At 47.8% G+C, this 14593-nt stretch carries 13 protein-coding genes; 8 read left to right on the top strand and 5 right to left on the bottom strand.

From position 1 onward, the window contains the following. The first annotated feature begins 35 nt into the window (after positions 1-35). The 4 genes from EKG39_RS00185 (at position 36) to EKG39_RS00165 (ending at position 3593) form a co-directional block, all read left to right on the top strand. Positions 36-584 carry a CDP-alcohol phosphatidyltransferase family protein gene (locus EKG39_RS00185; RefSeq protein WP_126503105.1) on the top strand — a complete coding sequence of 183 codons (549 nt, stop codon included), beginning with the start codon at positions 36-38 and terminating at the stop codon, positions 582-584. A gap of 205 nt (positions 585-789) precedes the next feature. Further along, a complete protein-coding gene (locus tag EKG39_RS00180) occupies positions 790-2634 on the top strand; it encodes a DUF294 nucleotidyltransferase-like domain-containing protein (RefSeq protein WP_126503104.1) in 1845 nt (614 codons plus the stop codon). A 6-nt stretch (positions 2635-2640) separates the two neighbouring features. After that, complete coding sequence (locus tag EKG39_RS00175) at positions 2641-3321, top strand: exonuclease domain-containing protein (RefSeq protein ID WP_185817520.1); 681 nt, start codon at positions 2641-2643, stop codon at positions 3319-3321. A 149-nt stretch (positions 3322-3470) separates the two neighbouring features. Continuing rightward, positions 3471-3593: a hypothetical protein gene (locus EKG39_RS00165; RefSeq protein ID WP_425470105.1), complete on the top strand. Its 123-nt coding sequence runs from the start codon at positions 3471-3473 to the stop codon at positions 3591-3593. On the opposite strand, the gene EKG39_RS00160 is transcribed toward EKG39_RS00165, so the two are convergent. Together EKG39_RS00160 and EKG39_RS00155 are read right to left on the bottom strand one after the other, a co-directional pair. Continuing rightward, the gene (locus EKG39_RS00160; RefSeq protein ID WP_126503100.1) at positions 3585-5336 is read right to left on the bottom strand and encodes an ATP-binding protein; all 1752 of its coding nucleotides are present in this window, start codon (positions 5334-5336) and stop codon (positions 3585-3587) included. The two genes, EKG39_RS00165 and EKG39_RS00160, sit on opposite strands and share 9 nt — an antisense overlap. 112 nt (positions 5337-5448) lie before the next feature. Then, positions 5449-5982: a heme NO-binding domain-containing protein gene (locus tag EKG39_RS00155; RefSeq protein ID WP_126503098.1), complete on the bottom strand. Its 534-nt coding sequence runs from the start codon at positions 5980-5982 to the stop codon at positions 5449-5451. Between the two features lie 196 nt (positions 5983-6178). Here EKG39_RS00155 and EKG39_RS00150 point away from each other — a divergent pair, with 196 nt between their 5' ends. From EKG39_RS00150 to EKG39_RS23285, 4 genes are all read left to right on the top strand, one after another. After that, positions 6179-6757, top strand: coding sequence for a lecithin retinol acyltransferase family protein (locus tag EKG39_RS00150; protein WP_126503096.1), 579 nt, complete (start codon positions 6179-6181; stop codon positions 6755-6757). A 483-nt stretch (positions 6758-7240) separates the two neighbouring features. Beyond that, complete coding sequence (locus tag EKG39_RS00145) at positions 7241-8785, top strand: Re/Si-specific NAD(P)(+) transhydrogenase subunit alpha (RefSeq protein WP_126503094.1); 1545 nt, start codon at positions 7241-7243, stop codon at positions 8783-8785. 14 nt (positions 8786-8799) lie between these two features. Then, positions 8800-10200: a Re/Si-specific NAD(P)(+) transhydrogenase subunit beta gene (gene pntB, locus EKG39_RS00140; protein ID WP_126503092.1), complete on the top strand. Its 1401-nt coding sequence runs from the start codon at positions 8800-8802 to the stop codon at positions 10198-10200. 607 nt (positions 10201-10807) lie between these two features. Next, the gene (locus EKG39_RS23285) at positions 10808-10981 is read left to right on the top strand and encodes a hypothetical protein (RefSeq protein WP_185817492.1); all 174 of its coding nucleotides are present in this window, start codon (positions 10808-10810) and stop codon (positions 10979-10981) included. A gap of 82 nt (positions 10982-11063) precedes the next feature. On the opposite strand, the gene EKG39_RS00130 is transcribed toward EKG39_RS23285, so the two are convergent. From EKG39_RS00130 to EKG39_RS00120, 3 genes are all read right to left on the bottom strand, one after another. Continuing rightward, positions 11064-12128: a ketoacyl-ACP synthase III gene (locus EKG39_RS00130; RefSeq protein ID WP_126503090.1), complete on the bottom strand. Its 1065-nt coding sequence runs from the start codon at positions 12126-12128 to the stop codon at positions 11064-11066. A 95-nt stretch (positions 12129-12223) separates the two neighbouring features. Then, the gene (locus EKG39_RS00125) at positions 12224-12895 is read right to left on the bottom strand and encodes a GntR family transcriptional regulator (RefSeq protein WP_126503088.1); all 672 of its coding nucleotides are present in this window, start codon (positions 12893-12895) and stop codon (positions 12224-12226) included. Positions 12896-13023: 128 nt separating this feature from the next. Continuing rightward, positions 13024-14589 carry an aldehyde dehydrogenase (NADP(+)) gene (locus tag EKG39_RS00120; protein WP_126503086.1) on the bottom strand — a complete coding sequence of 522 codons (1566 nt, stop codon included), beginning with the start codon at positions 14587-14589 and terminating at the stop codon, positions 13024-13026. Between the last annotated feature and the right edge of the window lie 4 nt (positions 14590-14593).

The raw sequence follows: 14593 nt of genomic DNA, 5'->3' as shown, positions 1-14593 counted from the left end.
GATAGGAAAACTTAATCCAGGATGGTTAATAAGTTATGGACAGTTCAGTAATCAAGCAGCTTCCAAATATGTTGACGACATTGCGCCTGATTCTGGCTGTTCCCATCTGTCTGATGATCTTGAACGAAGACTATGGCACCGTGTTATGGATTGCATTGATTGCCGGGCTCAGTGATGGCGTCGATGGCTTCCTGGCACGTAAGTTAAATGCCGTCAGTTGTTATGGCGCTATTGTCGATCCTATTTCCGATAAGGTGCTGCTGGTCAGTGTGTATGTCTCTTTTGCGATAGTGGGTATATTGCCATGGTGGGTGGCCATGGTAGTCGTGATAAGGGATTTCTTGATTGTGTGTGGCGCACTTCTCTATCACTGGCAGTCTGGCAGTTATGAGGTGACCCCTAGTATCTGGGGAAAGGCGAGTACCTTCGTTCAAATTACCTTTGCGTTAATACTGTTAACCGATAAGGTTTCCCCCTTCCTAACCCCGCAGAGTTTTCAAGTGGGTATGTGGTCACTGATCGCGATGGCCTTCATCAGCGGAGGGCACTATTTCTATGTATGGAGCAAAAAATCCTTAACCTGACTCGTATTCAGGCTGAAGATGCTGAAATATCTATGGTATAAGAAAGTGAGGTTCTCAGGGATATTTTGGCTGAACTTTTTCTGTTCATATCTTTATTGCTTTCATTAAACTCTCCAACTGCTCCATAAGTCGAATACCTGTACCTTTTTGAATTAGGTATAGTTTTACTATCAGTATCTACTTCCGCTTTTTCTGGTGACAGTCTATGGATGCAAGTGAACTTCAACCCATTACCGAGTTTATCAAGGCGCAGGTGCCTTTTGATACACTGGACCTCGCGACACTCGAACGTTGCTGTAAAAGTCTGAGCGTTGGCTACTACAGTAAATTATCCGCGTTTGTCCCCCTCGATGAGAGTCACCCTCAGTTATATATCGTACGCAGCGGCGCATTTGAGGTGAGAGATAATGATGGTGAGTTACTGGATAGATTAGGCGAGGGAGATTACTTCGGTTTTCCCTCCCTGTTATCCGGTGAAAAGGTGAGTAACAGGGTTCGGATCCTCGAAGATGGTCTGGTGTATCACCTGGATCCCGATACTTTCGATTACCTGCGTGTAGAGAGCAGGGAGTTCGATCGCTTCTTTAACCGCGCCTTCGCTAAACGCCTGCGTCATCAGACCCGTTTCAAGGCCAAGGAGTTAACCACCAATCGGGTCAGCTCCTTAATGTCGGGTGACCCTCTGGTTATCGACTTTAATGCGACAGTCAGCGAAGCCGCCCGAAAAATGCGCTCGGCGCGGGTCTCATCTGTGTTAGTGATAGATAACAACAAGCTCAGTGGGATCTTGACCGACAGAGACTTGAGAAACCGGGTTTTAGCCGAAGGGCTAGAGGGAAGCCTGCCCGTGCATCAGGCGATGACGACAAAGCCCAAAACCCTGACATCAAATTCGCTGGTATTTGAAGCCATGCTACTGATGAGTGAGCATAGTATTCATCATCTGCCGATAGTGGACGATGACCGAGCGGTTGGTGTATTGACCAGCACCGACATCTTACGTGGTCAAAGCTCACAACCTCTGCTTTTGATAGGTGAGATAGAGCGGCAAAATGATCTTGAAAGCCTGATCGCTGTGAGTAAGCAGATCCCGCTCTTGTTGCAGAATCTTATCAGCGCGGATGCCAGAGCGGAGGAGATAGGTCGGGTACTAACCTCGGTGACCGATGCCCTGACACGGCGACTTATCGTCTTAAATCAACAGATCCTGGGAGAGGCCCCCATGGCCTTCTGCTGGTTGGCATTTGGCTCGCAGGGGCGACAAGATCAGGCGGCGTGTTCGGATCAGGACAATGGTTTGTTGCTCGCTCATGAACCTGATGAAGAGGCCGCTGGTTATTTTGAAACCTTGACCAAGGCGGTGTGTAACGGCCTGGACCGATGTGGTTATATCTATTGCCCCGGCGACATCATGGCGCAAAACCCTAAGTGGCGTCTGACCCTGACTCAATGGCAACAGCGCTTCGATAAGTGGGTTAATACCCCGGAGCCTAAGGCGTTAATGCATGCGAGTATTTTCTTCGATATGCGTTCTATCTACGGGCCGAGTTCTCTGTTCGATAGTCTGCAGGACAAAGTGTTAGCGGAGACTAAAGACAATGATATTTTCCTTGCCGGAATGACCAACAACTCATTGCAGGAGTCGCCACCGTTAGGTTTTTTCAAACAGTTTGTGCTCGAGCGAGACGGACGTGAGGTGAAGGGAATAGATCTGAAACACAAGGGCAATGCGCTGATAAACGATATCGCCCGGGTATATGCGCTGTCGGCCGGAATAAAAGAGGTGAATACGGCAAAACGTATTCGTGCATTAATGGAGAGCAACATCATCAATCGTAAAGATGCATTGAATCTTGCTGATGCCCATGAATTTATTGCCCATATGCGCCTGTCTAATCAAGGCTATCAATACACTCACTCGTTAGACTTGTCTAATTATCTTAAACCACAGAACCTTTCATCATTGGTTCGCCATCAGTTACGGGACGCGTTTAAGGTGGTGCATGATGCTCAGGCCGGGATAAAGCTTAAATTTACGAGGACCTTTTAGGTGGTGATGGGTTTCGCTTTACGCTCACAACTGTGCTGGAGAGCTTTTTTGAGCCGTTCGGACTCGACTAAACAGTATTATCGCTCTCAAATGCCCGCGGTTGGTCAGATCTTTTCTGAGTCATCTTTGATGGCTGTCGATCTTGAAATGACAGGCTTAGACCCTAATAGCGATCAGATTCTGAGCATCGGCTTAATTCCTATAGAGAAAGGCCAGTTGCAACTCAGTCGCGCCGAACAGAAGTTGATTCAGATAAACGGCAGTGTCGGCCAGAGTGCAACCATTCACGGTATCGTCGATCATCAGCTACAAGCGGGTGTCTCTATCGATTCGGCTATTGAATGGTTCCTGGAACGTACCAGAGGAAAATTGTTGGTCGCTCATCATTCTCCATTGGATCTAGGTTTCTTACAGGTGGCAATTAAGCAGGTCACGGGAGAGTCGATAAAGTTGCTGGCTATCGATACCTTGGCCCTTGAACGTAAGCGTTTACTTCGCAAACAAGATGTATTGAAAGAGGGGACGCTAAGGTTGGGGGCATGCCGGGCGCGATATGGTTTACCCGTTTATGCTGCTCACAACGCTTTGGTCGATGCCTTAGCCTGTGGTGAACTCCTGCTCGCTCAGGTTGCAGCTTTAGGAGATTTGCACCAGGTGACAGTCGCTGAACTGTGTCACCTATCCTGACTCTGGTTTACCCGTGTATGCGGCCCATAATGCACTCGTCGATGCATTAGCGTGTGGTGAACTCCTGCTCGCTCAGGTTGCAGCTTTAGGAGATTTGCACCAGGTGACAGTCGCTGAACTGTGTCACCTATCCTGACTCTGGTTTACCCGTGTATGCGGCCCATAATGCACTCGTCGATGCCTTAGCCTGTGGTGAACTCCTGCTCGCTCAGGTTGCCGCTTTAGGAGATTTGCATCAGGTGACCGTCGCTGAACTGTGTCACCTATCCTGATGGCTGGTTGATTCTTTGATACCATTTGATCAGCACCCTTTTGATATCTATCAGCTTGTATGGTTTATTGATGATCTCATCCATGCCACTCTCGAAACACTTATCGATTTCTAGGGTCGTGGTACCCGCAGTCAGCGCTATGATAGGTTGACGATATCCCGAGTGCCTTAGTCTCCTGGTTGCTTCGAAGCCATCGACGATAGGCATTCTGCAGTCCATCAACACTATATCGACAGGTTTATCGGCCAAAAAGTTAATGGCTTGCTGACCGTTGTTGACGAGATAGGGTTTGATCTTTAGCTTATCGAGCATCATGGAGATAAGTAATCGGTTCACTTCACTGTCTTCGACAACTAATACGGTCAGCCTCTCCAGAGTGACGTCCATCTCTTCATCCTCGGTGACATCTTCCGTATCGTCTGTTGCCTTTAGCGGTAGCCTGACCGAGAACTGTGTACCTTCATCTTCGCTGCTTTCGAGGCTTATCTCTCCCTTCATTTCGTCGACCAGAAGTTTACAGATTGCTAAACCTAATCCTGTGCCTTCATGGGGGCGATTGCTGGCATTGTTAACCTGAAAAAAAGGTTCAAAGATGTGTGCCAGTTTATCTTTGGGGATCCCGCAGCCGGAGTCCGATATCGTAAAATGAAACATCTCCTGCACCCAATCGACCTTTACCGATATCTTGCCCTGATCGGTAAATTTGATTGCATTACCTATCAGGTTTACAAAGAGCTGTTTAATGCGGTCCGGATCGCCTAGCAACCGGGCGGGAATGTGTTCATCGAATGTTAGTTCAAAAGCCAGGCCTAACTCTGCGGTCTTAGTTGTAAATATGTTCTGGATCATTGAGCACAGCTGCTCGGGACTGAATTTTGTATCTATGATTTTGAGCATACCGGCATTCATCTTACTGATATCGAGCAGATCATTGATTATCACCTCCAGTAGTTCACCGGATTGGTGCATCGTCTTAAGCAGCTGTTGCTGATGGGTCGTCATTTGGGTATCGCGCATCAGATCCGCGCTGCCCAGTAACCCACTGAGTGGGGTGCGTAGCTCATGGTTTATCATGGCCACAAAATCTCTTGCTGTTCGCTCAGAGTACTCGGCTCTGCGCTTCTCCTCCAGAGTGCGATTCAATAGTGCCTGACGTTGGTAGGCAGAGTGGAGCATATCGCAAAACAGGAGTAGCTGCTTTTCTATGGTCTCTTGCCAGGGTTTTGGAGTATTCAATTCGACCTGTAATGCCCCCAGGTGCCGGGTGCCTCCCTTAATGAACACGCTGAGTTGATGACCCTCATCGCTCCAGTGACATAAGTTTTCCTGTGTTGTTTCATGTTGCCAGCTGGTGGGGGCTCCTGCGATAAACCGGCCATTAATGAGTGAGCCGTCGGATGCGGTTAAGTTTAACCTGCACGAGTGAATGTGCTCAATGTCGGCCAGTTCATCGACCAACCGCTGGAGATGTTCGCCAGATGGGTGCTGTTTTAGAAACATCTGGGTGAAGTCGAGTAGCACCGATTCTAAATGGGTCTTCAAATGCAGTAGGGCGATGTCCTGCTCTGAACGGTTCTTAATGATGAATAGATTGTCTTCTAATATTTTTTGGGCAAGGTAAAGCTCACGACTCTTCTCTTCCAGCAGCTTTTCAGCCGCGAGCTTGGTCTGGTGCTCTCTGTGCACCTTTTTGGTAAGTAGTGCTATCTGTTTATGTAAATCCGCCTTTTCATCTTCCGGCATACTTAATGACCCTATTGATAACTCTTAACCTTAGTAATTTTGAATTTAGTACTCCTAACCTTAATAATCGTGTTGTTTGTACTCCTGACTTTAGTAAGGGCTGAGTGAGCGGTTAAACATAGGTGATAGTGAAACGCACTTCCGAGCTATCTTGGGATAGTGGCGCCATGTCAATAGTGACAGTCTGGTTGAAATGGTTGGCACACCCATTAATCAAACCGAAGCAGACATGAGATAAACAACGTGCAGAATGATAGTCCATCACCAGTTCGGAGGCGGATTGTGATATGAAACTAAACCTGGGTGGTTTCGCCTGAGGGTAGAGTTTTTTCACCTCAATATGAATCGATGCTTCGACACTCTTAATAAAGCTGAAAGTATTGTCATATTTTCCCTCGAGTTCAGGCATGCTCTTAAATAGCTGGTTGAACACCGACTCGCCGTATACCTGTTGCAGATCGGCGCAGGAGATACCGGTTAACTTGCTTAGGCTGTTAATTAGTTTTATCAGGTCCCGATGATCGTAAGTTCCCACACTGGTGTAGATACCGGGATCTTCGTTTTCATCCAGCATGCTTTGGCATGTCTCAAGACCAAATTTGTCTTCAACGAGTGAGATAAACTCTGAAAAAATAATGCCTTTCATAGTCTTCCTATTATTAACTTGTATTGTAAAAGCTAGTGTATAGCGCTTGTTTTATCAATTTTTCGGTGATGAGATGAAATGGGTCGTTGGCCCGCAATGAGTAAGGTCAGGTAAAAAAATCTTACATTTTTCTCATTCACAGCCTTCATTTAAAGATTTACTGTCAGGGGAAGTGAAGTGAGCTGGAGTGACTGATATGGCATTACCCTTAATCTGGCTTGGCGGTGCAACCTTAGGTGCTGTGATGCTGGCCGACAGACGAGAAAAACGGCATCAGCTGGAGCATAAGCGCCGTATGGGGAAGGCGCCGTCTATGCCTGAAGAGGGTCAACATGTCGCATTAAAGCCGAGTCTGTGGCATCCGGGTCATAAACAGGTTACACCGCAACCCGGCGCCATTATCTGCTGTTTCGTCTTTGGCTTGATTGAACATACCGGGATCTGGCTCGACGACCATATTCTTATTGAGCTTCATGGAAACGGCTTAATCCGCGCCGTCTCGACAGACCGCTTTCTGGCGGGCAGAACCGGGACCAAGATCTATATCGCCTGCAGTCATGATCACCAACCACTCATCGATGCCGGTGTACTCGAACGTGCAGAATCTGCCATTTTTCAATATCGGGAATATGATCTGTTCGACAATAACTGCCATCGTTTTGTCTGGTCATGTTTAACCGGGCTCGAGGAGTCTCTGCCAAGCTTTAATGATCTGAACCTTCGTCTGGCCGTTCATTTCAAACAACAAATTTACTGGGATGAGGCACGCGTCTGAGCCAGAATTTCTTGTCCTTCCGGCATATTCCTTGCCGTCACCTGGCTCAATTAACTCCACTGCCAGGTAAACTATTCCGATTAACCTGATTTTGAGAACAATGGGTAGAAATAACTTTGGTCTTAATCGATTTATCCTGAGAAATCCAAATAAATACTCACTCCATGTAGATGAAACCGATAACAATTGTTAATAAGTAAGACCAGATGGTGATTGACAGGGCATCACTAACAAACCTGAACCTAAAAATAATTGACCTTAGCCTCAAAAAATGAAAATTATTGACCCATAACGCAAATATCTTGGTATTGTTGATAGGTTTTATGACACGCTTGGCTGAATGCTTAGTCACTTTTAGCGGTAGCGACTCGCCCTATTTAGTTGCTTTGGTCATGAAAATATAAATATTAGCAATTGTATTACCGGGTTAGGTTTATCGGTAACAGCAGTTGAAAACATTACTATCGACACCAGGAAATAACTATGCAAATCGGAATACCAAGGGAGATCCTCGCGCAGGAGAGCCGGGTAGCCGCGACACCAGCCACTGTGATACAGCTTAAGAAATTAGGCTTCAGTGTTGTGGTACAAAGCGGTGCCGGAGAGGCGGCTAACTTCAAAGATGAAGCGTATCAAGAAGCGGGTGCAGAGGTTGTTAGCCTCGAACAAGCGTTTCAAGCTGATCTCGTACTAAAGGTCAATGCACCTGGTATTAATGCAGACACTGGCGTTGACGAAACCGATTTAATGAAAGCCGGTTCGACAGTTGCAAGTTTTGTATGGCCAGCCCAGAACCCAGAGCTACTGGAAAAGTTTAAGGCTAAAGGGATTAACCTGCTCGCAATGGACATGGTGCCACGTATTTCTCGTGCCCAGTCTCTCGATGCACGTAGCTCTTTAGCAAACGTTGATGGCTATCGCGCCGTCATCGAAGCAGCGAACCATTTTGGTCGCTTCTTTACCGGTCAAATCACTGCCGCGGGTAAAGTGCCGCCGGCAAAAGTATTGATTATCGGTGCCGGTGTTGCCGGTCTTTCAGCATTAGGTGCTGCCGGTAGCTTAGGTGCGATCGTTCGTGCTTTCGATACTCGCCCTGAGGTGAAAGAGCAAATTAACTCTATGGGTGCCGAATTCCTGGAACTTGATTTCGAAGAGGAATCGGGTTCAGGTGATGGTTACGCCAAAGTGATGAGTAAAGAGTTTATCGATGCTGAAATGGCGCTGTTCCGTGAGCAGGCCAAAGATGTCGATATTATCATTACCACAGCACTTATCCCGGGCAAGCCTGCGCCTAAGCTTATCCTCGAAGATATGGTTGGCTTAATGAAGCCCGGCAGTGTCATTGTCGACTTGGCTGCGGCCAATGGCGGTAACTGCGAACTGACCGTTCCCGGTGAAGTCGCTGTAGTCAACGATGTCACCATTATCGGTTATACAGAGCTTTCACGCCGCCTGCCTACGCAAGCGAGTCAGTTATACGGTACCAACTTAGTCAACTTGCTTAAGTTAATGGTGCCTGAGAAAGACGGCAACTATGAGATTAACTTCGATGATGAGGTTATCCGTGGTGTAGCTGCGGTTAAAGATGGTGAGATAACTTTCCCGCCACCTGCAATTCAGGTTAGTGCGCAACCTCAAGCTAAAGCTGAGGAAGCACCGGTCGAAGTGGTCGAGAAGAAAAAGAACCCTTGGATCAAACCTGCCATTGCTACTGTTGCAGCCGGCCTGTTCGGGTTAGTTGCTAGTTCTGCGCCTGCAGATTTCCTACAGCACTTCAGCATATTTGTGCTGTCATGTGTCGTCGGTTACTACGTAGTTTGGAATGTGAGCCATTCACTGCATACCCCTCTTATGAGTGTAACCAACGCGATCAGTGGCATCATCGTTGTCGGTGCCCTGGTGCAGATGAACAGTGATAGCACGGCGGTGCTGGTCTTGTCCGGCATTGCGATACTCATTGCCTCGATTAACATTGCCGGTGGTTTCACCGTCACTCAGCGTATGCTGAAAATGTTCCGTAAAGACTAAGGGGATTGACGAACATGTCTATAGGATTATTAAGTGCAGCTTATTTGGTTGCTGCAGTCCTGTTTATCTTCAGTCTTGCAGGCTTAAGTAAGCAGGAAACCGCTCAACGCGGTAATATCTTGGGTATTATCGGTATGGTTATCGCGATTGTTGCGACCCTTGCCAGTACTCAAATTGAGGGTAACAGCTGGATTGTTACCGGTGCAATGGCCATAGGTGCGGCTATCGGTGTGCGTTTAGCACTGAAAGTCGAGATGACCGAAATGCCTGAGCTGGTGGCAATCTTACACAGTTTTGTTGGTATGGCGGCCGTCTTGGTGGGCTTCTCGAGCACACTGGATCACGGTGCCTTGATGGATGCAGTGACGGGTCAAATCGATCCTGTGGCCAAAACCATTCATGACGTTGAAGTGTTTCTCGGTATCTTTATCGGTGCGGTAACCTTTACCGGTTCTGTGGTGGCGTTTGCTAAGCTTCGTGGCTTGGTAAACAGTGCGCCTAAAGCATTGCCTGGTGCACATTGGTTGAACCTGGGCATGATAGCGGTTTCGGTTATCTTAGGTGCCTACTACATGCAAACCGATGCGATTGGAGCCTTGGTTATCATGACGCTGGTAGCCTTCGTATTTGGCTATAACTTAGTGTCGGCTATTGGCGGCGCGGATATGCCTGTGGTTGTCTCTATGTTGAACTCCTACTCGGGTTGGGCGGCAGCGGCTGCAGGTTTCATGCTAGGTAACGATCTGTTGATCATTACCGGTGCGTTAGTGGGTAGCTCGGGTGCAATCCTCTCTTACATCATGTGTAAAGCGATGAACCGCTCATTTATCTCTGTTATCTTAGGTGGCTTCGGTACCGAAGGTGGCACAGTGCTAGAGCGGGTTGCTGATCAGGGCGAGCACCGTGAAGTGCAGGCCGATGATGTCGCCGATATGCTGAAAAATGCACGTAACGTTATCATTGCCCCTGGTTATGGTATGGCGGTTGCGCAGGCTCAGTATCCGGTTGCAGAGATCACTCAGAAACTGCGTCAGCGTGGTGTGAATGTCCGATTTGCTATTCACCCTGTTGCGGGCCGTTTGCCTGGCCACATGAACGTGTTATTGGCCGAAGCTAAACTGCCATATGATATCGTGATGGAGATGGACGAGATCAACGATGATTTCGCCGATACCGATGTGGTACTGGTTATTGGTGCGAATGACACGGTTAACCCTGCAGCGAAAGAGCCTGGTAGCCCGATTTCGGGGATGCCGGTACTGGAAGTGTGGAATGCTGAGAACGTAGTTGTCTTCAAACGCTCGATGGCGACTGGTTATGCCGGTGTACAGAACCCGCTCTTCTTTAAAGACAACACGGAAATGCTATTTGGCGATGCTAAAGACAGTGTGTCTAAGATCTTAGCCAGTATCTAATGCTTTATCCATAAGCATCAGTGAGATAAGAATGCCAGTCGATTGACTGGCATTTTTTTGTCTAATACCAATCAGTATAAAGATGTGATCGCTCAGCGAGAGTTTAGCGCTTCTGAGGCAAGGCAGCGAGTGAAGAACATAGTTTAACTAGGTTTAAGCTCGTTAACGCAGCATAAGAAGCGCTAAAACTCGCCATTCAGGAGTGTTTTTGGCTGCCTACTTCCTCGTTGAATAGCTTCACAAGGGATCACCATTGAATCATCTATTCGCCTTGAATTAGTTTGCCAAAAATAACTCTGAGTAGATCACTTTCTTATACTGATTGGTATAAAAAGCGGGACTTCTCCTGAAATAGCTTTCAAACTTACTCTGATTAGTTTTAGCTGAATAAAACTAAAGTTTTAAATATTTATATTTAAAACTCAGAAGTATTGATGTTTAATTGAACTTCGACACTTGTCCGGTTACTGATTGAACTCACGAAGTTTTTACTGAATTTTTAAGATCTGTCTAGTTAAGTTCATGTTTAAATTGGTGTGATATCAACCTGGTTGAATCAATGAGATGGTATCAGTAGGGCGTAACTCATTTATGAAGAGGCGATACCATGGAAAATAAGCATATTTTAAAAAATGATCAGAACAACCATTTAATCGATCAGATTGGTGAGTTTGTTCAATGTGCGCTGATTAAAAGCGACGAGCCGGTATTGGCGACCCTTTTCAATGAAACCCTATGCAGTGATGAGGTGACCTCTATCTACGTACGTGGTTATAACTGACGCCAGCAGACAAGCCCTAAACACTAAATAAAAACACCAGCACTTAGGCTGGTGTTTTTTATTGTGCTTACGAGCTAAGGAATTAGCCGCAGAAGTGCTTTACAGCCTTACTGACTAACTCGATGCCGGTTTTATCGCATGGAGGCAGCTCTGCATCGCTCTCATTAATTGGCGTGACTCTATCGCCCCACTTAATTAATGCCGCAGCAGAGGTAAGTCCTGCGCCAAATGCACAAGAGAGTATTGTCTGACCAGGCTTAATCTTACCTTGCTCAAGTGCATCACAGATGGCGATAGGGATCGTTGCCGCCGACGTATTGCCGTAGTTGGCAATGTTGACAATTGCTTTCTCTTTCGGGATCTTCATACGGCTGATAAGGGTATCGATAATACGCTCGTTCGCCTGATGAGGAATAACCCAATCAACATCATCTTTAGAAGTGTCACACTTCTCGAGTACTTTCTTACTCAGCTTACCCATGCCTGCGATAGCGCGCTTAAAGATCTCCTGACCATTGAACTCAATATAGAAGTCTAATGACGCAGCATTGAATCTGTCCATTGCAGTACCGAAGCCTGCTTTGAGGATATCGCGACCGGCAGGATCGTTGTTAAGCTCGTAGCCTAAAATGCCGATAGCTTCGTCTGTCGCCTCAAGTACAACTGCGCCTGCGCCATCACCGAAAAGTACGGCAGTTTCACGGCGTGACCAATCGAGGTAGAAAGAGAGACGCTCGGCACCGATAACCAGTACCTTTTTACATTGGCCACTCTTAATTTGAGCACTACCCAGACCAAGTCCATATAAGAAACCACTACAGGCGGCATTGATATCAAAAGCAGCACATGAAGCGCCTACATTGGCCTGTACCGTGGAGGCGATATTCGGGATCAAGGTATCCGGACTTGCGGTAGCGAGGATGATCATATCCAACTCGCTGCCATCGATGCCGGCCGCAGCTAGTGCACGCTGCGCCGCTACAGATGCGAGCTCAGAGGTATCAACATGGCTGATGTGACGCTGGCTGATGCCTGTGCGTGGTTTTATCCATTCATCAGATGTTTCAATAAAAGTGGAAAGGTCATGGTTAGTCAGGGTTGCTGGTGGAACACATTTTCCCCAACCTGTGATAGTGGCGTACTGCATCTGTAATTCTCTCAAATAAAAAGGCAGAACCTTGGCTCTGCCTTATCAAACGTAATTAATTAAGCTTAGCAAGTCGTAAGCTAACCAACAGTGATCTAAGCCACTTGTTGGGCGACGAGTTCACGAATGGCTTTGGCTGCATGTAAAATATGCGCTCGTAGCAATTCGACAGCCTTGTCGGTATCTTTATTCTTGCAAAGACTGAGTAACTCTCTATGGTCTTGTTCTGCTTGTGGTATTCCGCCAGCAAGGAGTAGCTGTAAACGGATATAGCGATCACAATTTGTGTTCAGGCCATGAACCACTTCCAATGTATGAGGGTGGTCTGCCGGGCTATATAAGCAGGTGTGGAAGCGAGTATTGAGTTCACTCCAGGTACTGACAGCGTCTTCTTGCTTAAATGCAGATTCCAGCTCATCGAGTACTTTTTCTGCCTTTAGCAGATCTTCATCTTCCAGCTTAGGAATAGCCTTTGCCAGAAGGTCTGTTTCAATAAGTGCACGAAGTTCGAAGAGCTCGGTGACTTGTTCAACCGATAACTCTGTGGCAGTAGCGCCTTTATGAGCTTCAAATTTGACTAATCCTTCGGCTTCTAACTGTAATAGGGCTTCTCTGACGGGGATCCGACTGACGTTGAGCTCATCGGCTAAAGCACTTTGACGAAGGGGTTCACCAGCAGCAATATCACCAGATAGAATTTTTTCCCTTAGGACCTCTACAACGACTTGCGTGCGCGTTTTATGGATAATTGGTGTAGATCGGCTCATATTTTCCGTTTCTATCTATTCGTTATTCTATTTAGTCCGCCTAAGATTACCGTTAAAGCAAGTATAAATAAAGGGAAACAGTGTTCCCTTTATCTATTTTGATACCTGCGAAGTGAGTTTAAGTCAGATTAAAAGCTGATCACCTTAGGATTATCACTCTTTAGCTCATCGGGTAATAGGGCTTGAGGCATATTCTGATAACAGATTGGCCGCTCGAAGCGCTTCATGGCATCGCTGCCAACAGAGGTACTGCGGCTATCGGTGCTGGCTGGATACGGACCGCCGTGGTTCATTGAGTGACACACCTCGACTCCAGTAGGCATCTGGTTGAAGATGATACGCCCGACCTTGTAGGCGACAGCTTCAATCAATTCTGGCTGCTCGGCCAACTCTTGCTCACTGCCATGAATGGTCGCCGTTAGCTGGCCCTCCAGAGCGTTGGCAATACGCAGTATCTGTGCAGTGTTTTCACACTCTACCAGGATGGCGCATGGACCGAAGATCTCCTGCTGCAGTTCGCTGTTTCTTAAGTAGTCATCAGCCGAAACTCGAATCGCGCTCGGACGGGTATGGTGAGCCGCTTCGGCCGACTGCCCCTGTGCTATCAGGGTGACGGCGGGGTTGTTGAGTAATGATTCGAGTTGCGCCTGATAGGTGGCCGCGATACCGGGTGTCAGCATGGCCGCAGCAGGCAGAGGGGCCAGGTTTTCTGTCATGGTCGCGATATAGCGATTAAGCGCTTCTCCCTTTTGCGCCACGATAACGCCGGGGCTGGTACAGAATTGACCGTGTCCCATCATCATAGATTGAACCTGTGTAGTAGCTAATTGCTCGGCCTGAGCAGACAAGATGCCGGGTAACAGGAACTGCGGATTGGTTGAACCCAGCTCGCCATAAAACGGAATCGGTTCGGCTCTGGCGGCGCACAAGTCAGACAAGATGCGGCCCACTTTCAGTGATCCGGTAAAGCCGACCGCCTTAATTGCATTATGGGTGACCAAGGCTGTTGAAACCTGGGGCGTACTACCCTGTAGCAGACTGAATACTCCTTGTGGCATATCACAGCGAACGACAGCCTTTTCGATGGCACGCGTCACGAGTTCACTCGTCGCTGCATGGGCCGGATGGCCCTTAACTACAACGGTGCAACCCGCAGCTAAGGCTGATGCCGTATCGCCACCGGCGGTTGAGAAGGCTAATGGAAAGTTTGATGCACCAAATACTGCGACAGGGCCCAGAGGTAATACACTCAATCGGGTATCGGCCTTGGGGAGTGGGGTGCGCTGCGGGTTAGCCAAGTCGACGAAGCGTGGCTCGAGTGGTTCACGCAGACGATTGGCGAACATGTTTAGTTGAGTACATGTTCTGCCGGTTTCACCCTGCAGACGCGCCATAGGAAGGCCTGTTTCGGCATGGGCGGCCGTGGTGATGGCATCGGTATCGGCCTGGATCTCTTCGGCAATCGCCTCTAGAAAATCAGCTCTCTGGGTCGGACTCTTCGAGCGATATTGAGTGAAGGCCACATTCGCCGCTGTGGCCGCCTGAGCAACCTCATCCTCTGAGGCGTTGGCAAATTGCCAGTCGAGCTTAGTGTTATTGACAGGGTCGAAGCTGTTAAAGGCATCGGCCTGACCGGTCCATTTGCCATCGATAAAATGTTGTCCGGTAATTTTTCTCTTTATTGCGTCTGTCATAATC

It is taken from the genome of Shewanella atlantica (genome assembly GCF_003966265.1).
Classification (GTDB): Bacteria; Pseudomonadota; Gammaproteobacteria; order Enterobacterales; family Shewanellaceae; genus Shewanella; species Shewanella atlantica.
This window is presented reverse-complemented; position numbering and strand designations above follow the sequence as displayed.